The sequence below is a fragment of the Paenibacillus violae genome (assembly GCF_032461945.1).
Taxonomy (GTDB): Bacteria; Bacillota; Bacilli; order Paenibacillales; family NBRC-103111; genus Paenibacillus_E; species Paenibacillus_E violae.
This window is the reverse complement of record NZ_JAWCUD010000012.1, coordinates 267,175-288,101: the sequence shown is the minus strand read 5'-3', so window position 1 is coordinate 288,101 and position 20,927 is coordinate 267,175. Positions and strand designations below refer to the sequence as shown.

The window sequence follows — 20,927 nt, the reverse complement described above, 5'->3', positions numbered from 1 at the left end:
CCCCCCTCAAGATGAGATTTCCCAGTATGTAAGACCCCTTGTAGACGACGAGGTTGATAGGTTCGAGGTGGAAGTGCAGCAATGCATGCAGCTGACGAATACTAATCGGTCGAGGGCTTAACCTCATATAGGGAGGGATCTTTAATCGAAGATTAAAGTCTCTCTGCTTGAAACCTATAGTTGTAACTTTACAAACGTTTCGTATCTAGTTTTCAGGGAATAATAATTCCTGAGTATATATGTCTTGGAGAGATACCCAAGTGGCTATAAGGGGACCCTCTGCTAAGGGGTTAGACTGCGTAAGTGGTGCGAGGGTTCGAATCCCTCTCTCTCCGCCAGTTCCAAACATATATAACACCTTTTATGTGGCGGCGTAGCTCAGCTGGCTAGAGCGTACGGTTCATACCCGTAAGGTCGGGGGTTCGAGCCCCTCTGCCGCTACCATAAAACCATTCCAGATGGAGGCTTAGCTCAGCTGGGAGAGCATCTGCCTTACAAGCAGAGGGTCGGCGGTTCGATCCCGTCAGCCTCCACCACTTTACCCCAAAAAGTGAAGTGTTTCCAAGATGGAGTTTCCGATTACTTTTCGGAGGCCTCGAAACTATATGCCGTTGTAGCTCAACTGGTAGAGCAACTGACTTGTAATCAGTAGGTTGGGGGTTCAAGTCCTCTCGACGGCACCATTTAGTTGGTGCAAATTGAATTGTCATGGAGCCGTGGTGTAGAGGCCTAACATGCCTGCCTGTCACGCAGGAGACCGCGGGTTCGAATCCCGTCGGCTCCGCCATTCATCTTTTTCTTTGAATGGGACAATCTAAAAGAAGTACATAAGGCTCGGTAGCTCAGTCGGTAGAGCAGAGGACTGAAAATCCTCGTGTCGGCGGTTCGATTCCGTCCCGAGCCATTGAGATGGTTGTGCTGCTACAACGCAGCACGGTTATCTCGCAATCTGGAGGCTTAGTGAAGTGGCTAAACACGGCAGACTGTAAATCTGCTCTCTCCGAGTTCGGTGGTTCGAATCCATCAGCCTCCATTTCCCTAAGAGCCATTAGCTCAGTTGGTAGAGCACCTGACTTTTAATCAGGGTGTCGTAGGTTCGAGTCCTACATGGCTCACTTTTATAAGTAAAAACACAAGGCCGCGAGGGTCTTTTTTTGTTTTATTATTTTGATTTCTATAAACGCCTTTAATACAAAAAAGCATCCCAACGAAGGGATGCTCTTTTTATTTCAATTTTTCTGCAACCGACTGCATTTTTTGAGACATAGAGGCCGCTTTATCACGGCGATCGTCGATTTTAATGGAGGTGGATACACGCTGTGCGCCATTCGTGAAGGGAACCTCATGCACAGCGCGAATGACCTCCAGAATTCGATCTAAGGAGCCTTCTAGAATAGTTCCCATGGGTGTCATCTCGAACGTAATATCCGTGTGCTTTTCTAGTTCTTTGTGAAGATCAGCCACATATCCGCTAAGGCTTGTAGTTGCTGTCCCGATTGGGATAATCGTAAATTCTGCAATAGCCATGTAAGTTGAAACCTCTCCTTTCCTCTTGCCTGCTATGCTCTATTGTAGATGTTGGAATATAGGAGATGCAACTAAACGCTAGAGCACCGCTGCCTTAAATGCTAGCAAGTTCAATAATATAATCCGCAGTCCTTGCAGCAAGAGCCATAACCGTATTGGTCGGATTACAGCCGCTGGAGGTCACGAACAGACTCGCATCGCAGATGAAAAGGTTCGGTATATCGTGACTCTGGCCGTATGTGTTGACGACAGATGTAGCAGGGTTATTTCCCATACGGCATCCCCCCATGAAATGCTGCGTATCCGGTACAACGAAGGCAATTTCTCCTCCAGCCGCTTTGAGGATCAGCTGCATATTGTCAACGGCGTGATCGATGAGTTTGCGATCATTATCTCCGTAATTAAAGGTAACAGCGGCACGTGGCATGCCGTAGTCATCTTTTTCGTCAGATAAGGAGATATGGTTATCCCACTGTGGAAGAACCTCTCCAACCATCGTTAACCGCCCATAGTGATTGTAGTTAAGCATAGCTTGTCTTAGCCCTGATCCCCAAAGAGGATCTTGCGTCGATTTGCTGATCCCATCGGCCATATCTATAGGTCTGGAACCGTGAGAATGAATTGTATAGCCGCGAGCATAACCACGCCGAGGATCCGTCTCATAGAAATCCTGAGTAGATGCTAGCACTGGAGTGCCTTTGTATAAACGAACCTCCTGCTCAAATTTGGCATACACATCGTTGCTGCTATGCGTCATAATAGCACGGCCAACCCATCCGCTAGAATTAGCTAGACCGTCAGGAAATAGTGGCGACGCTGAATGAAGCAGCAGACGAGGCGTTTCGACGGCATGTGCGCATACAATAACCGTTTTGGCACGCTGCCGGTACTCCGTTCCCTGATGGATAAAGAGCACACCGCTGGCATGACCGTTTGCGTCAACTTCAATCTGAGTGACCATGCAATCGGGGAGAACCTCTGCCCCAGCTTTCACAGCTTTGGGGATATGTACGGTCAAGGTGCTGAATTTGGCATTCGGCATGCAGCCCTGGATGCAGAAACCGCGGTTGATGCAGGGAGGACGACCATCATAGGGAGCAGATAGAATGGCAAGCGGAGTAACAGCGGATTGAATGCCGAGTGCTTCACAGCCTTTTTGAAACAGGTAGGCGTTAGGACTTAAGGGGTCTCGTTCCGGATAGGGATAAGGCCCCCGAAAGTTGCCCCATGGAAAATGTTTAGGTCCCGAAACGGCAATTTCTTTTTCAATCCGATTATAGTAAGGTTCAAGATCTTTGTAATGAATGGGCCAGTCTTCTCCTACACCATCGATGGATTTGGTTTTGAAATCAGATTCATGAAATCGTAAGAAAACGCCCGTGAAGTTTTGCGTTCCCCCGCCGACTCCCCGTCCCGAATTAGAGTAACCCACGCCTAGCGGAACGGTCCCGTCTACAAGGCGAGTATCTTCCCACCCTAACTGCCGCATGCTCAACTCGTCACTAGCAAAATTCTTCTGAGGATCCCGCCACGGTCCGGCATCCAAAACAACGACACTGAGACCGGCTTCGCTCAGTTCTTTGGCCAGAACGCCGCCAGCGGCGCCTGCTCCAACGATTAAGATATCAACTTCGTCTTGCTCGTATCTCCTCTTCATTGCTCCTTCACAGCCTCCCAAGGGTCAAGTTGGCCTGTTTCTGCGCGCACATAACCACGCGGATAGGCAGGACCGCCAAACCCGATCTCCGACCATACCAAAGGATGAGAATAATAAGCCTCGACACTGAGCTTCAGCAGTTTTTGAAACAAAGCTTTCTGCGGGACGCCTTCCCAATTTTCTGTCAGAGGGTAACTGTCGCTGCTGATTTGCAGCATAATGTGTCGCTGAGACGTCTCATCTAGTTGAAAAAAAGGTTTGCTGCTATCAATCCAGCCAGTCTCATCAATAGCTTTAAGCCCTTGACGTAAAAGCGTGCGCAAAGGGGGGACATTCATTTTTCGCTGCCCCTCACCTTTGTCCTGTGTGAGAACCTCGTCGATATGACAAAGGACGTACTGAATGATTTCTCCCCTATTATCATCCATAAGCAGCGAGCACCAAGCCCGCAATGTTTCTGCCTCTACATGTGTGAGGAACTGATACATGGTTTCACGCTGTAAACGTGCATTTACAATATTCCGAGTGTTGGCATCCCATTCCTTTTGCTCATCCATGACGTTATAAGTCGGATAATAGCTATGATTTGTCATCGTCAATCAACCTCCATAAATGGCAGTAAGTCCAAGAATACTTAGAAAAGAAAATAGTAGAGGCATCAGCACCGGCGGTCCTGTGAGAAAGTTTCGTAAAGCAAAGCCGCCTACTCTTTTACGTACACCACTTAGATGAAAAGCAAAGCCGATTAATCCTTGAAGGACCCCAAGCCAAAAGATGAGATGCACAGCCGTATACCAACCATGGCGATTGACAAGCGTACACAGAATGGAGACAAAACTGATAAGAAAAGACAGAATGACTGGACTCCACATTATTTTCTTATGAAAGTTTTGACGATAGTGCGATAAAGTCACTTGGATCCATAAGAGTAGATAGGCGACCCCAATCAAGAGAATAATGACTCGGTCCAAAGACCATTGCGTCCAAACCATATGTAGTACCTCCCTATAGGACGAATATCCCTTGTACAATTATTTCCAAAAAAACGAAGTTTATGAGCACGCTGTCCTTAATGACGCACGGATGAAAGATTTGTTAGCATTACCAATCATGTGTGTGTAAGGAAACATTTTAGGAATGAAAGTCTTTTCATAGACATGGTAATCTTGTACTAGATTAAATGGACTTTTCCATATCTACTAACAAATACGTACTGGAGGATTTAAGATGATAAAGATTCTTGCAAGACGCACAGTTGGGATAACGGCAGCGGTAACGATTGCACTCTCAGCAACAACAGCTATTTCCGCATACGCCGCTAATGATGATATGGATGCAGTTTCACTAGCGAAGAAAATGGTAGGAGTCGATTATTCCAAAGGTAGCGAAACGCCTGGTGCGGGGTTTGATTCCTCGGGCTTGATTTATTATGTCTACCAAACGCTGGATTACTCGATTCCAAGAACGCTTGCGGATCAATTTAAAATGAATAAAAAGACAATCACGGATATGTCCAAAGCGGAACCAGGTGACGTCTTGTTCTTTGGCAGTGGTAAGAATCCATCATTTGCTGGGATCTATGTCGGTCAAGGGAAAATGGTTATGTCTTCCCAGAGCAAAGACGAAGTCGTCACTCGTAGTGTAAATGACTATAAGAGCAGTTTCATTGGCGGGAAAAGTCTTCTTTCCTCCAAGGATCGGTTGAAAGCTGAGCTTATTTTGACTGCTCAGAAATACTTGGGTACACCATACGTTTTTGGTGCGAAATATGGACAAACCAAAACGATGGATTGCTCGTCGTTTGTGAAAACCGTGTTTGCTGAGTACGACATCACGCTACCGCGGGTATCTCGCGATCAAGCGAAAGAAGGTAAGTTTGTCAGCAAAAGCGATTTGCAGACCGGCGACTTAGTTTTCTTTACAACTGTGGATTCAGGTAAAAATATTGGACATGTCGGGATTTATGTAGGTGATGGCATGATGATCCATACGTATGGTGAAGGCGGCGTGAAATTCACCTCAATTAACAAAGAGTGGTGGGCGGATCATTACGTGACGGCACGTCGGGTTTTAAACTAGAAGATTAGCTACCAATCAATGGAACCCTTATGCAGCCTAGTTGCAGGAGGGTTCTTTTCCATGAAACCTGGCAGATATGGTACAATAGGGAGATAGAGATAAAAGAAAGCTAGGACTAAGGAGAGACGCAGATGGATTGGGAGCGCATAAAAGAACGTTTGGAAGCGGTTTTACAGACACCTATGCACATTGGTTTGATCTCTGAAGCAGATTGGTTGCACTTATCCGAAGAACAAGCCGAACACCCGGCGAGCTTTTGTCGAAGTATTGAACGTGGGCAAGATGTGTTGTTTTATTTAGCTAAGGAACATAAGGATATACGCGTTTTACAGATAGCTGGAGCCAAGCTGACGGCATCTGAGCGCAAACTCGTTGAAATGACGGTTGAGTCCAAACAAACACAGGAAAAGAAACAGCGTGGCATTTACCTGTCTGAAGATGAAAGAAGGGCTCATCAGTTAAGGGATTGGCTGCTTCAGCAAATGGAACTCGGTTCGACTTACGCGGAGCTTCCAGATGCGCTTGCTTCACAATCCTCACTGTATTCAACGAAAATTCCGCTGCTTTTATACGGGGATTATTCTCAAAGCCAGAGCGTTTCCTACGCAGAGCTGAAAAAGCTGCTGGAATCTTTCTTTGAATCGGAGATTATTCTGATTCCTCTAATGGATAAAGAATGGCTGATTCTAGCGCCGGAAGGTTTGCTAGCGAGTGGAAGCGAAGAACGTGAGGGTGACGAAGAAGAAAGCGTAGAACAAATTCTAGATGCCCTGGGTTCAGGTTTATATGAAATGCTCGCTAATGAGTGGGTGGGAGAATGCCATCTAGCCATCGATTATCCAGTGAAACCCGCGAAATCGCTGTTTGCTACGATTCTCAAACTAAGGGAAACGATTATGCTAGGCCGCTCTTTCCACGTAGGCAGCTTCATTCACCTTCGTTGGGAGCTTCGGTTGGAAAAGCTGCTGCACCTTATTGAGGAAGAGGAGAAAGCGGAATTCCTGGAGCAGGTGCTGCGCGGCACCGACCATGCGCTGGACGCAGAGACGGTTACAACCCTTGAGCATTTCTTCACACTAGACTGCAATGTTAGTGAAACCGCGAAGAAGCTTTATATTCATAGGAACACGCTATTATATCGATTGGACAAGTTCAAAAATGAGACCGGACTGGATGTCCGAACGTTTAATCATGCGGTATTAGTAAGACTTGCACTATTATTGTACAAAGTAACGAAAAGAAAGTGATTTTTTTGTAGGTATTGTGCATAGTCAGTCCGGGCTTCGTGGGGTAAGATGAGTATAGTCAAAAGTTGATGAACAAGTAGTGTACATCGATAAACCGTAGGGGGAATGAACACATGGCAGGCGTACGTTTAAATCATATCGTTAAAAGATATTCTGGTGCAGAAGAATCTACAGTTAAAGATTTCCATCTTGAAATTGCAGATAAAGAGTTCGTCGTATTGGTTGGAGCTTCCGGTTGCGGAAAATCCACAACTCTTCGTATGATCGCAGGATTAGAGGAAATCACTGAGGGTGAACTTTACATCGGAGACCGCCTAGTTAATGATGTCGCTCCTAAAGACCGCGATATCGCGATGGTTTTCCAATCTTATGCCCTTTACCCGCATATGACTGTTTATCAAAACATGGCATTCGGTTTGAAACTTCGTAAATTCAAAAAAGCTGATATCGATGCTCGCGTTCGCGAAGCAGCGAAAATCTTGGATATCGTTCACTTGCTGGACCGCAAACCAAAAGCTCTTTCCGGTGGTCAACGCCAACGTGTTGCCTTGGGTCGTGCGATCGTTCGTGAGCCACAAGTATTCTTAATGGATGAGCCGCTTTCCAACTTGGATGCGAAACTTCGCGTACAAATGCGTGCGGAAATCACAAAATTAACAAAACGTCTTGGTGTTACGACAATCTACGTAACGCATGACCAAATCGAAGCAATGACAATGGGCGATCGCATCGTTGTTATGGATAAAGGTATCATTCAACAAGCAGCTACACCTGAAGAAATCTACAACTTCCCAGTGAACATCTTCGTTGCGGGCTTCATCGGATCCCCATCCATGAACTTCATGACAGGTACACTGACACAAGAAGGAAGCGGAATCTTCTTCAAAGCAGGTTCTGTTAACGTTGAAGTTCCAGCTGGTAAAGCACAAGTACTGAAAGACAAAGGATATGTTGGTAAAGAAGTGATTCTGGGAGTTCGTCCAGAAGACATTCACGAAGAGCCAGTATTCTTGGAAGCTTCCCCGAACACAGTATTCAACGTTAACGTTGAATTAACTGAGAACTTGGGTCACGAAATGTACTTGTACCTGAACGGTATCGGCGCTAACACAGTTATCGCACGTGTAGATGGCCGATCCGGAATCAAAGAAGGCACAAACGTGAAATTGGCTTTGGATATGAACAAAGTTCATTTCTTCGATAAAGAATCCACATTGTCCATCTTAGCGAAATAAGTTGGAACTGAAAGGCCAGCCGTAATCGGCTGGCTTTTTTGCTGTTTGGGGAGAAACAGGAAGATTGCGAACACTTTAGTTGATTTCAGTTTCGTATTCCATTACGATGAAACTATTGGAAAAGAAATGAGTATGAGCAGATGAAGCAGGTTTTGCTCAGGCAAAACGCAGAGGAGATAGGACGATGGCCAAAAAGGTGAAGGTTTCCGAGTTAGTGGAACAACTCCATATGGAGGTTCTTGCAGGTGAATCTGGGCTCAAACGTGCGATAACAACCGGAGATTTGTACCGTCCGGGTCTCGAGATGGCGGGATATTTCAATTATCATCCGAGAGAACGTATTCAAATGCTAGGGAAGACAGAAATCACCTTCATGGAGATGTTAACGACAGGTGTCCGCAGAAACCGGGTAGAGCAGCTATGCGCTCCGGAGGAAACACCTTGTATCATCGTGACACGAGGGCTGGATATTCCAACGGAGCTGTTGGAAGAAGCGACAAAACGTGATCTTCCCGTGCTTCGCAGTCAAATGTCGACAACCATTTTCGCAAGCCGATTAACAGGGTTTTTGGAAAATAAATTAGCGCCAAGCACGACGATTCATGGCGTTCTTGTCGATGTCTATGGTATCGGCATGCTGATTACAGGCAGCAGCGGTATCGGGAAAAGCGAAACAGCGCTTGAGCTTGTAAAAAGAGGGCATCGCTTAATTGCCGATGATGCCGTTGAAATACGTCAAAACGGAGATAAAGTGCTGACAGGGAACGCGCCGGAATTGATCCGGCATTTGCTCGAAATCCGCGGCGTCGGTATTATCAATGTGATGACATTGTTCGGAGCCGGGGCGGTTCGTAATGTGAAGAAAATTTCCGTCGTGGTCAAATTGGAGAATTGGCAGCAGGACAAGCAATATGATCGCTTAGGCTTAGATGAGGAACTCACACGCATCATTGATACCGATTTGCCGCTCGTCACGATTCCAGTACGACCTGGACGAAATTTAGCGGTTATCGTAGAAGTGGCTGCGATGAACTATCGTTTGAAGCGGATGGGGTACAACGCGGCGCTGCAGTTTACGAATAAACTAACGGAATCGCTGAACGAAGATTATGAAGATTTTGATTGAAATCTGGCTAGAAAGACAGTTAACATCTGAAGGAGTGAAACTATGTTAGAAAGCGTTGCGTTCTCCCTTGGACCGATTCATGTCCGATGGTATGGCATTATTTTAGGTACAGCAGCATTAATCGGGCTACTATTGGCCATTCAAGAAGGAAAACGATTCAAGATTATTCCTGACTTTTTCATGGATTTGTTGCTGATTGGCGTGCCTTCGGCCATTATTGGGGCAAGAATATATTATGTGGCCTTCCAGTGGTCGGATTATAAGAATAACTTGGCTGAAATTTTCATGATCTGGCACGGTGGGATCGCCATCTACGGGGCGTTAATCGGCGCCATTATCGGTGTGTATTTCTATGTTAGAGCAAAAGGCTACGGTTTCTTGCGGATTGCGGATATTTGCGCGCCAGGCTTAATCGTTGGCCAAGCGATTGGACGTTGGGGCAATTTCATGAATCAGGAAGCACATGGGGGCCCTGTTTCGGAGTCATTCCTGCGCAACACGCTGCATTTGCCTAATTTTATTGTGAATCAAATGAACATTGAAGGCACGTTTTATCACCCGGCGTTTCTGTATGAATCTTTGTGGAACATTGTAGGATTGTGTGTGCTTCTATGGCTTCGCCGCAGACCATTCTTACGAGCTGGAGAACTTTTCTTCAGTTACTTCATCTGGTACTCCATAGGACGATTCTTCATTGAGGGCTTGCGCACGGATAGTTTGGATTTCACAGGTCCTGCATGGCTGGCTTCGTTTGTTAATGCACTTTGGTCTCCGATGAAAGCCGTCTTTGAACCGGGTGTGATGACGTATGGCGGCAACGTGAGATTCTCACAGCTGTTAGCACTTCTGCTTGTCATTGGAATGGCCATTTTAATTACCGTAAGAAGGAAAAAAGGGTATGCCACTGTTCACTATGCAGACCCGATTGTTTCCTCAAAAACATTAGACAAAAATAGAGTCGTGAAAGAACAAGAGCAGCAAGATAAAGGAGCAGATTATGATTCAAACCGTACTGTTTGACCTGGATGGCACCATTGTGGATACCAATGAGCTGATTGTGCAGTCCTTTTTGCATAGCTTGGAAGGCGAGACGCCGGAACCCGTAGGCCGGGAGTTAATCATCCCGAATATGGGGCGGCCGCTTGTCGAGCAAATGGAGTTTTTTACAGGAAGAAAAGAAGTGGAAGAGCTCATAAAGAAATATCGAACATTTAACCTGTCCAAACATGATGAGCTTGTTAAGGAGTTCCCTAACGTGCGAGCTGTTATGAAGAAATTGCATGAGAATGGGATTAAAATCGGCATCGTGACCAGCAAAATCAGACAAACTACGCTAATGGGCCTGAAATTGTGCGGACTAGACGAGTTCGTGAGCACGATTGTCACTGTAGAAGATGTGAAGGAAGCGAAACCGCACCCGGAAGGCATTCTCGCTGCACTTAAGGTACTGGGAGGAACGCCGGATCAAGCCGTGATGGTGGGAGACAGCCATTATGACATTGAAGCCGCGAAAAATGCGGGTGTCATATCAGTTGGTGTTACATGGTCATGGAAAGGCCGCTCTTACTTGGAGGAGTACAATCCTGATCATCTAATTGACGATATGTTCGATCTACTGCCTATCGTGGGTCTTGCGTCGGATGTGGATGCTCATTGAGAAAAACGGACAGGTACCCGGTTGAGGGTCCTAATGCCCTGTGGCAAATCTATCATACCGTCAGCAAATGGAAGGCGATTCGCAATTTCGTATTCATCCAGATTACACGATATTCGCCTTCGCTGCGGATGAAAAACTGGATCTACCGGCATATCCTTGGGATGACGGTGGGGGAACACACAGCATTTGCCTTGATGGTCATGGTGGATGTGTTTTTTCCAGAGAAGATTCATATTGGCAATAATACGATTATTGGGTATAACACGACGATATTGGCTCATGAATATTTGACCAAGGAGTATAGGCTTGGCGATGTTCATATCGGATCCCATGTGATGGTGGGGGCGAATACGACGATTCTTCCAGGCGTAACGATCGGAGATTACGCAATCATCGGTGCGGGTTCAGTCGTGCACAAGGATGTAGCCGCGCATAGCTTCGTCGCAGGAAATCCGCTGCAAACCATACGTTAATTTCAAATTGAGAAATAAGAGTTGTGCGCTATTGAGCTGTACAGCTCTTTTTCTTTGCGAACGTAAAGAAATTGTAAATGTAAGGAACTAGTGAAAGAGGCAATTGACGGTCCTAGGGTTACGTGATAAAATAGCCGTACATTCTTTATTTTGGTAGTATGGTAGCACGTTAACGCGATAAAGTGATAAGAGGGAAAAACAGAACTGAATTTATAGATGTTGAGGTGAGACGGTGTCAAAGCCAAAAGTATTTGAAAAGCCGTTAGGGGTCAAGGATTACTTGCCCGAAGCGGTCACGAAGCTGCGCAACATAGAATACCGTGTACTGGCTTGTATGGAACGCTGGGGATATAACCAGATCCTTACGCCTACACTTGAATATTACGATACCGTTGGGGTGGCAAGCTCCACAGAAGATAAGAAGCTTTTCAAGCTGCTGGATCGCAAAGGTCAAACGCTAGTATTGCGTTCCGAATTGACTGCTCCGATCGCACGTGTAGCTTCATCTTTATTGAAGGAACATGCGTTCCCACTTCGTTTATCCTATCATTCGAACGTGTTTCGCGCGATAGAAGAGGAAGCTGGACGCGATTCGGAGTTTTACCAAACAGGTGTTGAATTAATCGGGGATGCTTCGTCAGAAGCTGATGCTGAGGTTGTGGCCTTGGCAGTTGCTTCGCTGCAAGCGGCTGGCGTTGGTACATTCAAGATTGCACTCGGCCATGTAGGGTTCTTGAACGGATTGTTCCAGGAAACACTGGAAGGCCGCAGTGATGCTCAGCTGAGTTTGAAGGAACATTTGCTAGCTCGTGATTATGTCGGATACCGTGAAGCAATCAAGTCACTGGCCCTTACGCCAGAGGTGGAGCGGGAGCTAATCGGCGTGTTAAGGCTTAGAGGCGGAGATGAAATTTGCGAGCAAGCTCGGATGGTTTCTCAGCACCCTATCGCGCAGGATGCAATTCGACACCTATGTGAAGTGTGGGATGTCCTGAAAGCTTATGGCGTAAGCGAACACGTTGTTATCGATTTAACGATGATTGGAGATTTCTCCTACTATACAGGCATGACATTTGAAGGATATGCAGCAGATCTTGGCTTCCCAGTGTGCAGCGGCGGCAGATACGATAATCTGCTGAGCCAGTTCGGGCGGCCTGCGCCGGCGACGGGTTTTGCGCTGAAGACGAACCGCATTCTTGAAGTGAACGGCGGAGAAGCTGTAGCGACACCTAAGCGCGTGTTGATTGCTTACGATGCTGAGCATCGCGAAGAAGCGCTCCAACTAGCCAAAGCTAAGCGGGGCAGCGAGGAGACGGCTGTGGTAATTACGCAGCTGGTGAGCGAACCAGGAGCTTGGTCGAGCGCGCGATTAGCGAAAGAAGATGGTTCATATGAGGTGCGTGGCATCGCATATCAGGAAGTTATAGCGCTGTTAGCGCAATAAGGTACACACAAAGCAGGAAGGGAGCGCAGATTAAGCGCTTTTTCTCCGGCGATCGGAAGGTAGGTTGGAACGGTGGATGAAATACTTAAAGTAGCGATGCCGAAAGGCCGTATTTATAAACAGGCAGCGAAGCTTTTTCATAAAGCGGGGCTGCCGATTCCGGAGGATTTGGAAGAAGGACGTCGGTTAATTATTCCCGTACATGAAGCGAAAATGGAATTCATTTTAGCAAAACCTGTGGATGTTCCGACCTATGTCGAATATGGGGTAGCGGATATCGGGGTTGTCGGCAAGGATGTGTTAATGGAGGAAAACCGTAACGTTTACGAGCTGCTGGATTTGGGGATTGCTCGCTGCCGCATGTCGGTGATCGGGCTGCCGGATTGGAAGCAAGTAATCAATCCAAGAGTGGCGACGAAGTATCCGAACGTGGCATCACAATATTTCCGCGAGCAAGGGCAGCAGGTAGAGGTCATTAAGTTGAATGGCTCTATCGAGCTGGCGCCGCTCATCGGTCTTGCTGACCGTATTGTGGACATGGTGGAGACGGGACAGACGCTGAAAGAGAACGGACTCGTGGAGCAAGAGGAGATTTTTCAAATTACGAGCCGCTTAATTGCGAATCGGGTTAGCTACCGCATGAAGAACGAATCCATTCAGCGGTTGTGTGATATGCTGCAGGCGGTACTTCCTGCGCTGACGAAGGTTTAGAAAGAAAGGGAGATAGCTATGCGGATACTACCCGCCTCGGAATTTGAATTGAAACGCGAGGTCGAATACGGTTCACCGGAGCAAAATGAAACCGTCCGCCGCATCATCGATGAAGTGCGGAAGGACGGCGACGCCGCGCTGCGGCGCATGGCGCGGGAGTTCGACCGCGTCGAAGTCGCTGAGCTTCGCGTCAGCGACGAAGAGATCCAGGCGGCGTACGCACAGGTCGACGCCGAGTTCTTGGCGGCGCTGCGTCAAGCGGCCGCTAATATTCGTGCGTTTCATGAGAAGCAGAAACGCACATCATGGATGGACCTGCAGCCGGACGGCAGCCTGCTGGGCCAAATCATCCGACCGCTGAAGCGGGTCGGCTTGTATGTGCCCGGAGGGAAGGCGGCGTACCCGTCCTCCGTGCTGATGAATGCCATCCCCGCGATCGTGGCGGGGGTGCCGGAGATCGCGATGGTGACGCCTCCGGCCACCGCTGGGGAAGAGGGCATCAACCCGCATATCCTCGTGGCGGCAGCCGAAGCGGGTGTGAAAGAGATCTACCGCGCAGGCGGGGCGCAGGCGGTAGCCGCGCTGGCCTACGGCACGGAATCGATCCAGCCGGTCGATAAAATCGTCGGCCCTGGCAACATCTACGTCGCGCTGGCGAAGCGCTTCGTGTTCGGCGTCGTCGATATCGACATGATCGCCGGGCCAACGGACATCGTCGTGCTGGCGGATGAGCACGCCGATCCTGAATACGTTGCGGCTGATTTGCTGGCGCAAGCCGAGCATGATGAGATGTCACCGGCTATTCTGGTGACACCGTCCCAGGAGCTAGCCGAATCGGTTCGGCTAGAGCTATGGCGGCAGCTGGATATGCTGCCGAAGAAAGCGATCGCTGCCGTTTCTACAGCGACCAGAGGTGCCATTCTCCTCGTGGACAGCTTGGACGAAGGCGTTGACGTAGTCAACCGCTTGGCGCCTGAGCATTGCGAGCTGCTAGTGCAGGAGCCTTTTAACCTGCTGCCGCGCATTGAGAATGCTGGGGCTATTTTCTTGGGTGCGTACAGCACAGAGCCTGTCGGCGATTATTTCGCCGGGCCGAATCATGTGCTGCCGACGAACGGCACAGCCCGTTTCTCATCCCCGCTGAATGTAGACGATTTTCTGAAAAAATCAAGCGTTATTCACTATAGCAAGGAAGCGCTCATCGCGAACGGCGATATGATTATGACTTTGGCCCGCAATGAAGGGCTGGAAGGTCATGCGAGAGCGGTGGAAGTACGACTCAAGAAGGAAGGGAAGTTGAAATAAATGGCTGAACAGGATAATGGGAAGGGCCGCTCGGCGAGTGTAGCCCGCAAAACGAATGAAACGGATATTAAACTATCGTTCCAAGTAGATGGGACGGGGAGTTCGGAAATTCAAACGGACGTTCCTTTCTTGAATCATATGTTGGATTTGTTCACGAAGCATGGACATTTCGATCTGAACGTTGACGCTAAAGGCGATATCGAAATTGATGATCATCACACGGTTGAAGATATCGGGATTTGCTTGGGTCAAACGTTACGCGAAGCGTTAGGTGATAAAAGAGGGATCAAACGTTATGCAAGCGTGTTTGTCCCTATGGATGAGGCGCTAGCGCAGGTCGTTATTGATATCAGCAACCGACCGCATTTTGAGTATCGCGCTCAGTATCCTACGGCCAACGTGGGCAGCTTTGAAACGCAGCTTGTTCATGAGTTTCTATGGAAGCTTGCGCTGGAAGCTCGCATCACGCTTCATGTCATCGTACATTATGGGCATAACACCCATCACATGATTGAAGCGGTGTTTAAAGCGCTAGGTCGCGCAATCGATGAAGCGACAACGATTGATCCTCGCGTTCAGGGGGTTCCTTCGACGAAGGGAGTGCTGTAAAAATGATCGCGATTATCGATTATGGCATGGGGAATCTACATAGCGTCAGCAAAGCCGTTGAGCGGCTTGGTTATGAAGCTGTGGTTACAGGCGATGCGGAGCAGATTCTTGCTGCAGAAGGGGCCATTCTGCCAGGAGTAGGAGCGTTCGGCGATGCGATGGAGCAGCTGCGCGAGTCCGGTCTGGATGACGTGGTGAAGCGGTATGCAGAATCCGGCAAGCCGCTTCTCGGCATCTGCCTCGGCATGCAGCTGCTGTTCGCCTCCAGCGAGGAGCATGGGGATCACAAGGGGCTGGGCCTTTTGCCCGGCTCCGTGGTCCGGTTTCGCGGTGACTACAAAGTGCCGCATATGGGTTGGAACAAGCTGAGCTACAGGCAAAGCGCGAGTCCGATCTTTGAAGGCATTGAGGAAGGGCACGTATACTTCGTGCATTCCTATCATGCGAAGCCGGAGCGCGAAAGCGATCTGCTGGCAGTGACGGACTATTATCAGCCGGTGACGGCGATTGTCGGTAGAGACAACGTGTACGGCATGCAGTTCCACCCGGAGAAGAGCGGAGATATCGGCATGCAGCTGTTGAAAAATTTTCTGGCGATGTGCAAGTAGGCGGATAGGTTTTCTTTCTTTCTGCTAAGTTAAGAAGGAGGTGCCATCATGTTAGCCAAAAGAATTATTCCTTGCCTCGACGTCAAGGATGGCCGGGTGGTCAAAGGCGTAAATTTTGTGAATTTACGAGATGCGGGAGATCCCGTGGAGCTAGCAGCGATTTATGATAAAGAAGGCGCGGATGAACTCGTTTTCCTCGATATTTCGGCTTCCGTCGAAGGAAGAGCAACGATGGTGGAGGTTGTCCGGCAAACGGCGGGAGAAATCACGATTCCTTTCACAGTTGGAGGAGGCATCTCCAGCGTAGACGATATGAAGCGCCTGCTTCGTGCAGGAGCGGATAAAATCGGCATCAACACGGCGGCGTTCCGCAATCCTCAGCTGGTGTCCGATGGAGCGCGCAAGTTCGGCTCCCAGTGTATAGTCGTGGCAATTGACGCGAAGTTTAACGCGGAGTGGGGCGAGTGGGAAGTGTTCACTCACGGCGGGCGTAATGCTACAGGCATTAAGACGCTGGAGTGGGCGAAGCGGATGGAAGAGCTTGGCGCCGGCGAAATCCTGCTGACGAGCATGGATGCGGACGGTACGAAGGATGGGTTCGATCTGAAGCTGACACGCGCTGTTTCGGAGCTGCTCACCATTCCTGTCATTGCTTCCGGCGGAGCGGGTAAATCGGAACATTTCTACGATGTATTCACCGAAGGCAAAGCCGATGCAGGGCTGGCTGCTACTATTTTTCACTATAAAGAGCTGTCGATACAAGGGGTCAAAGCTGACCTGAAAGGTAAAGGGGTTGAAATTCGATGACATTTTCACTGGAACAGATTAAATATGATGCACATGGATTAGTACCTGCCATTGTACAGGATGCCGTCAGCAAAGAAGTTCTTATGCTGGCCTATATGAATAGCGAATCTTTGCAACGTACGATTCAAACCGGAGACACTTGGTTCTGGAGCCGCTCCCGTGAGGAGCTGTGGAACAAAGGCGCTACTTCGGGGCATACGCAGAAGGTTAAGGCACTGCGCTACGACTGCGATGCGGATACGCTGCTAGTTCTTGTAGAGCAAGTAGGGCCGGCTTGCCACAATGGCACTTACACTTGCTTCACGGAAAGCATTCCGGTCGAAGGAGCGGCACAAGAAGGAACGGAACCTGCGGTATCCGGAGATCGATTCGCCATCCTTGGTGAGCTGGAAGCCGTTATTGCTTCACGCGATGCTGAGCGTCCGGAAGGTGCTTATACGACTTACCTTTTCGAGAAAGGTGTCGATAAGATCCTCAAAAAAGTAGGCGAAGAAACAGCGGAAGTTATTATTGCTGCTAAAAATAAAGACAATGACGAGCTTCGTTATGAAGCGAGCGATCTCATTTTTCACTTAATGGTCCTTTTACGTAATAATAAATTGCCATTGGATGATATTATGAAAGAGCTTGCGAATCGGCATGTTAAAAAATAAATAAGACGACCTGGAGTGATTTCACGATGTTGATTGATTATCATACACATCATGTGCGCTGCGGTCATGCCTCTGGGGAACTAGAGGAATACGTCAAACGCGGCATCGAGATCGGGCTCACGCAATTAGGGCTGTCTGATCATATGCCGCTTTTGCATGTGAATCCGCAGACCTACTGGCCAGAGATGGCTATGCCTATGGAGGAACTGCCTCGTTATGTCGAGGAGTGCTTGCATTTGAAAGAGAAGTACAAGGATCAGATTGATATCCGTGTCGGTCTCGAAGGTGATTATATTGAAGGTTATGAGTCAGAAATAGAGGCCATTATTAAAGCGTATCCATGGGATTATGTGATTGGCTCCGTCCATTTTTTGGGCGAGTGGGATATTTCTGATTTTCGTCAGATCGCAGGTTGGGAAGGTAAGGATATTTATGAGGTTTATACCCAATACTACGAGGCAGTGAAGAAAGCAGCCCGTACAGGACTGTATGATTACCTGGGTCATCTCGATATGATCAAGCGGTTTGGTTATGTGCCGGATCGCGATACCTGGGAGCTGGAGAAAGCAGCGCTGGACACCGTGAAGGAATGCGGGCTTGCGATTGAGTTGAATGCATCCGGGCTTCGTCATCCTTGCAAAGAGATGTTTCCTAGCCGCCGTATGCTCGAATATTGCCATAAGGTGGGAATCCCGGTGACACTTGGATCGGATGCTCATCAGCCGGAGCGGTTAGGCCAATATTTGGATGAAGCAAGATCGCTGCTCAAAATGATTGGATTTAACGAAATAGCCACATTTCATGCACGAAATCGACAACTTGTGACTTTTTAAATTCGACACCTTTCATGTATAATGAGTAGGGCGTGAACAATCTATTTAATGAACCTTCGGAGGTAACCATTAACCATGCATAGCGACAATGTTAAAATTTTTTCCGGATCTTCGAATCCGAAGCTTGCGGAACGTATTTGTAAAGAGCTCGGCCAGCCGCTTGGACAAATCAAATTATCCCGTTTTAAAAGCGGAGAAATCTACTGTCTCTACGAAGAAACGATTCGTAACTGTGACGTATTCCTGGTACAAACCTTCTCCCATCCGATTAATGAACATATGATGGAACTCTTGGTCATGATGGATGCGGCAAAAAGAGCTTCTGCAAAAACGATCAACCTTGTCATCCCATATTATGGTTACTCTCGTCAAGAACGCAAGGCTGCTCCGCGTGAGCCGATTTCTGCTAAATTAGTTGCTGACTTGTTCAGTGCGGCAGGCGCACACCGTGTTGTTACGATTGACCTGCATGCACCGGCGATTCAAGGCTTCTTCAATATTCCAGTTGATCACCTGACGGCTCTTGACGTCATCAGTGATTGCATCAAAAAGAAAAATCTGCATAACCCGATCATCGTATCTCCAGATGCAGGCCGTGCAACAACGGCTGAGAAAATGGCGAATATCCTGGATGCGCCTTTCGCGATGATGATCAAGAAACGTCCGGAACACAATGAGTCCGTGATTACTCACGTCATTGGTGATGTTGTCGGCCGTACACCGATTATTATCGAGGATCTGATTGATACAGGAACGACGATCGTTAACGTTGTAGAAAGCTTGAAAGAAAGAGGCGCGCACGACGTTTACATCTGTGCAACGCATCCTGTCTTCTCAGGGCCAGCTCTGCAGCGTTTGGATCACCCGAACATCAAAGAAGTGATCATTACGGACTCCATTGCGATTCCGGAAGGACACTCCGATAAATTTAATGTGCTTTCCGTAGCTCCATTGTTATCCGATGCGATCCGCATTATTAATGATGGCGGTTCCTTGTCCTCCTTGTTTAAATACGGCGGCGTATAGGCAAATTGTATAGACCAGATCTTACCTTCGGATAATGTTTTTGGCTTCCAAGCGATCTATGGTATAATTTGAGTTGTAATCAAATTGCCGGAGGTGTCTTGCTATGGAAAAGATTAAGCGTGTGTCCGATGCGCCAAAACCTAAAGTAATCTCAATAAATATGGATGCCGCATTCTTTTTCGAGAGAGCGGTTCAATCTTTGGATCGGTTTCATTATGATAAGGCATTGAAATATTTCCGGCGGGCTGCGGAGTATGAGCAGGATAACCCTGTGAATCACTGCAACCTCGCGGGAGTTCTCTCCGAAATGGGCAATTACGACGAGTCGAACCAAATTTTGCAGCATATCCTTGAAACGATCGATCCCGAGATGACGGAATGTCACTTTTATATGGCGAACAACTACGCCAATATGGAAAATTTCGAGCAGGCAGAACAAGCATTAGTTCGGTATTTGGAAACCGACCCCACAGGTCAGTTTATGGACGAATCCGAAGAAATGATGGAAATGCTGAGCTACGAGCTTGAACGGCCCGCCCCTCTCACTAGCATTAAGAGTCGAGAAGGGCTCTTCGAGCATGATAAAGCCCGCGCTCTTCTGGAAGAAGGGAAATTCGCCGAGGCCGTGAGGCAGTTGGAGAAGCTGGTGAAGAATCAGCCTGAATTCACAGCAGCACGGAACAACTTGGCCCTCGCCTATTATTATATGGGCCAATTCGATAAGGCGATGGAAACCATTCGCGCAGTGCTCGAAATTGATGCTGGGAATTTGCATGCGCTGTGTAACATGGCCATCTTCCATCAGCATTTCGGTAATAAGAAAGAGCTAGCGGAATTAACGGAGCTCTTGTGCAAAACGTATCCGTTTCAGCAGGATCATGTCTTCAAGCTTGCTACCACGATGGGAATTCTTTCTCAACATGAGAAAGCGTACCATCTGTTCAAGCGTCTGCTGAAGGCAGGTGACGGTGCAGCAGATCCCTGCTTGTACCATTATGCAGCTGTAGCCGCTTGTCATCTGGGGCGGTTCGATGAAGCCTACCGGTATTGGAAGCAAACACAGAAGCTGGATCCTGGCGCTGAGATCTCCAAGTTTTATTTGGATCAACTGCGTACAAGAGAGAAGGCGGACGGTCCATTAACTTGGAGCTACCATTACCATCTGCCTTTTGAAGAACAGTTCCGTGTGCTGGAGAAATCCTCGCAAGGTATTCCTGATCAACTGAAGAAAGATCCGCTTGTGCGCTCTTCCTTCTTCTGGGCATTACGTCATGGAGATATCGAAACGAAGCTGCAGGTTATTCAGGCCTTTGGTCTGATTGCCGACGGTGAAGTGAGAGACGCGCTGCAGGACTTCATTCTGGATCGTCACGAAGATGACTATTTGAAGAAAGTCGCCATTTTTGTGCTTCGCAGCATGGGGATTCGGGAGTCCATTCCCGCTTTTCTTGAAAATGAAGAGATCATGGTTGAGGCTTCGCCATACTCGCCGCACTTGCCTATTTGGGATGTCAAATGGCAAAGCGTCATGGAAACAGCGCTTTCCCATATGCATAAGCGCTACGATATGGTGCAACAGTATGATTTAGAAATCCTGTGGGTTGAGTTTCTGACGAAGATGTACCCATCAGTGCCCAAAATTCAGAAATCGGAAGGCTGGGCAGCGGCGTTGGAATACTTGATTGCCAAAATGCATCGCCGCGCAATTTCGTATCAAGAGGTTTCTGCGCGTTATGGCGTGACGGTCTCGACAGTCAGCCGAAACGTGAAACTGATCGATGATACTTGCGGCCTACGTGAGAAGATGGAAGCCATTTTCGACAAATTTACGAGCATTTGATAGCTGGGTTTTTGCCGTGTCGTGAGACCCGGCTTTCATACATAGATGTATGCATACTAAAGATAGCTTTCTTGGTAGAAAGCAACTAGG

Annotated in this window: 21 protein-coding genes, 8 tRNA genes and 1 rRNA gene; 26 read left to right on the top strand and 4 right to left on the bottom strand. The window is 48.1% G+C overall.

Annotated elements, in window-relative coordinates; translation table 11 throughout:
* The 9 genes from RQP52_RS29345 to RQP52_RS29305 form a co-directional block, all read left to right on the top strand.
* Positions 1-125, top strand: a 23S ribosomal RNA gene (locus RQP52_RS29345); the annotation flags it as partial.
* Positions 126-246: 121 nt separating this feature from the next.
* Positions 247-338: transfer RNA gene (locus RQP52_RS29340), tRNA-Ser, on the top strand.
* A 29-nt stretch (positions 339-367) separates the two neighbouring features.
* A tRNA-Met gene (locus RQP52_RS29335) sits at positions 368-444 on the top strand.
* A 16-nt stretch (positions 445-460) separates the two neighbouring features.
* Positions 461-536, top strand: a tRNA-Val gene (locus RQP52_RS29330).
* Positions 537-607: 71 nt separating this feature from the next.
* Positions 608-683 (top strand) — tRNA-Thr (locus tag RQP52_RS29325).
* Positions 684-710: 27 nt separating this feature from the next.
* Positions 711-787 (top strand) — tRNA-Asp (locus RQP52_RS29320).
* Between the two features lie 44 nt (positions 788-831).
* Positions 832-904, top strand: a tRNA-Phe gene (locus RQP52_RS29315).
* A gap of 47 nt (positions 905-951) precedes the next feature.
* A tRNA-Tyr gene (locus RQP52_RS29310) sits at positions 952-1,033 on the top strand.
* A gap of 9 nt (positions 1,034-1,042) precedes the next feature.
* A tRNA-Lys gene (locus tag RQP52_RS29305) sits at positions 1,043-1,115 on the top strand.
* Positions 1,116-1,224: 109 nt separating this feature from the next.
* Here the strand turns inward: RQP52_RS29305 and RQP52_RS29300 are convergent.
* The 4 genes from RQP52_RS29300 to RQP52_RS29285 all read right to left on the bottom strand — a co-directional run bounded on the left by RQP52_RS29300 (position 1,225) and on the right by RQP52_RS29285 (position 4,176).
* Positions 1,225-1,527: an MTH1187 family thiamine-binding protein gene (locus RQP52_RS29300; RefSeq protein WP_315955115.1), complete on the bottom strand. Its 303-nt coding sequence runs from the start codon at positions 1,525-1,527 to the stop codon at positions 1,225-1,227.
* A gap of 94 nt (positions 1,528-1,621) precedes the next feature.
* Complete coding sequence (locus tag RQP52_RS29295) at positions 1,622-3,184, bottom strand: GMC family oxidoreductase (protein WP_315955114.1); 1,563 nt, start codon at positions 3,182-3,184, stop codon at positions 1,622-1,624.
* Positions 3,181-3,777 (bottom strand): gluconate 2-dehydrogenase subunit 3 family protein, encoded by a 597-nt coding sequence (locus RQP52_RS29290; protein ID WP_315955113.1) that lies wholly within the window; start codon positions 3,775-3,777, stop codon positions 3,181-3,183. Before RQP52_RS29290 ends, RQP52_RS29295 begins: the two co-directional genes overlap by 4 nt.
* Positions 3,778-3,783: 6 nt before the next feature.
* On the bottom strand, positions 3,784-4,176 hold the full coding sequence (locus tag RQP52_RS29285; protein WP_315955112.1) for a hypothetical protein: 393 nt from the start codon (positions 4,174-4,176) through the stop codon (positions 3,784-3,786).
* A 235-nt stretch (positions 4,177-4,411) separates the two neighbouring features.
* On the opposite strand from RQP52_RS29285, the gene RQP52_RS29280 reads away from it, so the two are divergent.
* The 17 genes from RQP52_RS29280 to RQP52_RS29200 all read left to right on the top strand — a co-directional run bounded on the left by RQP52_RS29280 (position 4,412) and on the right by RQP52_RS29200 (position 20,837).
* The gene (locus RQP52_RS29280; RefSeq protein WP_315955111.1) at positions 4,412-5,263 is read left to right on the top strand and encodes a C40 family peptidase; all 852 of its coding nucleotides are present in this window, start codon (positions 4,412-4,414) and stop codon (positions 5,261-5,263) included.
* Positions 5,264-5,394: 131 nt separating this feature from the next.
* Positions 5,395-6,510 carry a PucR family transcriptional regulator gene (locus RQP52_RS29275; RefSeq protein ID WP_315955110.1) on the top strand — a complete coding sequence of 372 codons (1,116 nt, stop codon included), beginning with the start codon at positions 5,395-5,397 and terminating at the stop codon, positions 6,508-6,510.
* Positions 6,511-6,623: 113 nt separating this feature from the next.
* Positions 6,624-7,745 carry an ABC transporter ATP-binding protein gene (locus tag RQP52_RS29270; RefSeq protein WP_127458380.1) on the top strand — a complete coding sequence of 374 codons (1,122 nt, stop codon included), beginning with the start codon at positions 6,624-6,626 and terminating at the stop codon, positions 7,743-7,745.
* Positions 7,746-7,929: 184 nt separating this feature from the next.
* Positions 7,930-8,871 (top strand): HPr(Ser) kinase/phosphatase, encoded by a 942-nt coding sequence (hprK, locus tag RQP52_RS29265; RefSeq protein ID WP_145668175.1) that lies wholly within the window; start codon positions 7,930-7,932, stop codon positions 8,869-8,871.
* 42 nt (positions 8,872-8,913) lie between these two features.
* Positions 8,914-9,891: a prolipoprotein diacylglyceryl transferase gene (lgt, locus tag RQP52_RS29260; RefSeq protein WP_315955109.1), complete on the top strand. Its 978-nt coding sequence runs from the start codon at positions 8,914-8,916 to the stop codon at positions 9,889-9,891.
* Positions 9,869-10,528: a pyrophosphatase PpaX gene (ppaX, locus tag RQP52_RS29255; protein WP_315955108.1), complete on the top strand. Its 660-nt coding sequence runs from the start codon at positions 9,869-9,871 to the stop codon at positions 10,526-10,528. The genes lgt and ppaX overlap by 23 nt, the downstream gene beginning before the upstream one ends.
* Positions 10,525-11,001 carry an acyltransferase gene (locus RQP52_RS29250; protein ID WP_315955107.1) on the top strand — a complete coding sequence of 159 codons (477 nt, stop codon included), beginning with the start codon at positions 10,525-10,527 and terminating at the stop codon, positions 10,999-11,001. The genes ppaX and RQP52_RS29250 overlap by 4 nt, the downstream gene beginning before the upstream one ends.
* Before the next feature lie 232 nt (positions 11,002-11,233).
* Positions 11,234-12,445, top strand: a complete 1,212-nt coding sequence (locus RQP52_RS29245) for an ATP phosphoribosyltransferase regulatory subunit (protein WP_315955106.1) — start codon at positions 11,234-11,236, stop codon at positions 12,443-12,445.
* Between the two features lie 72 nt (positions 12,446-12,517).
* Positions 12,518-13,156, top strand: a complete 639-nt coding sequence (gene hisG / locus RQP52_RS29240) for an ATP phosphoribosyltransferase (protein WP_127458374.1) — start codon at positions 12,518-12,520, stop codon at positions 13,154-13,156.
* An 18-nt stretch (positions 13,157-13,174) separates the two neighbouring features.
* Complete coding sequence (gene hisD, locus RQP52_RS29235; RefSeq protein ID WP_315955105.1) at positions 13,175-14,461, top strand: histidinol dehydrogenase; 1,287 nt, start codon at positions 13,175-13,177, stop codon at positions 14,459-14,461.
* Positions 14,462-15,070 (top strand): imidazoleglycerol-phosphate dehydratase HisB, encoded by a 609-nt coding sequence (hisB, locus tag RQP52_RS29230; RefSeq protein WP_315955104.1) that lies wholly within the window; start codon positions 14,462-14,464, stop codon positions 15,068-15,070.
* Positions 15,071-15,072: 2 nt separating this feature from the next.
* The gene (hisH, locus tag RQP52_RS29225) at positions 15,073-15,678 is read left to right on the top strand and encodes an imidazole glycerol phosphate synthase subunit HisH (RefSeq protein ID WP_315955103.1); all 606 of its coding nucleotides are present in this window, start codon (positions 15,073-15,075) and stop codon (positions 15,676-15,678) included.
* Positions 15,679-15,726: 48 nt separating this feature from the next.
* Positions 15,727-16,485 (top strand): imidazole glycerol phosphate synthase subunit HisF, encoded by a 759-nt coding sequence (gene hisF / locus RQP52_RS29220; protein ID WP_315955102.1) that lies wholly within the window; start codon positions 15,727-15,729, stop codon positions 16,483-16,485.
* Positions 16,482-17,138 carry a bifunctional phosphoribosyl-AMP cyclohydrolase/phosphoribosyl-ATP diphosphatase HisIE gene (gene hisIE / locus RQP52_RS29215; RefSeq protein ID WP_127458369.1) on the top strand — a complete coding sequence of 219 codons (657 nt, stop codon included), beginning with the start codon at positions 16,482-16,484 and terminating at the stop codon, positions 17,136-17,138. Before hisF ends, hisIE begins: the two co-directional genes overlap by 4 nt.
* Before the next feature lie 26 nt (positions 17,139-17,164).
* Positions 17,165-17,971, top strand: coding sequence for a histidinol-phosphatase HisJ (hisJ, locus tag RQP52_RS29210; RefSeq protein WP_315955101.1), 807 nt, complete (start codon positions 17,165-17,167; stop codon positions 17,969-17,971).
* 75 nt (positions 17,972-18,046) lie between these two features.
* Complete coding sequence (locus tag RQP52_RS29205; RefSeq protein WP_127458367.1) at positions 18,047-18,997, top strand: ribose-phosphate diphosphokinase; 951 nt, start codon at positions 18,047-18,049, stop codon at positions 18,995-18,997.
* 103 nt (positions 18,998-19,100) lie between these two features.
* Positions 19,101-20,837 carry a tetratricopeptide repeat protein gene (locus RQP52_RS29200; protein ID WP_315955100.1) on the top strand — a complete coding sequence of 579 codons (1,737 nt, stop codon included), beginning with the start codon at positions 19,101-19,103 and terminating at the stop codon, positions 20,835-20,837.
* Positions 20,838-20,927: the final 90 nt, after the last annotated feature.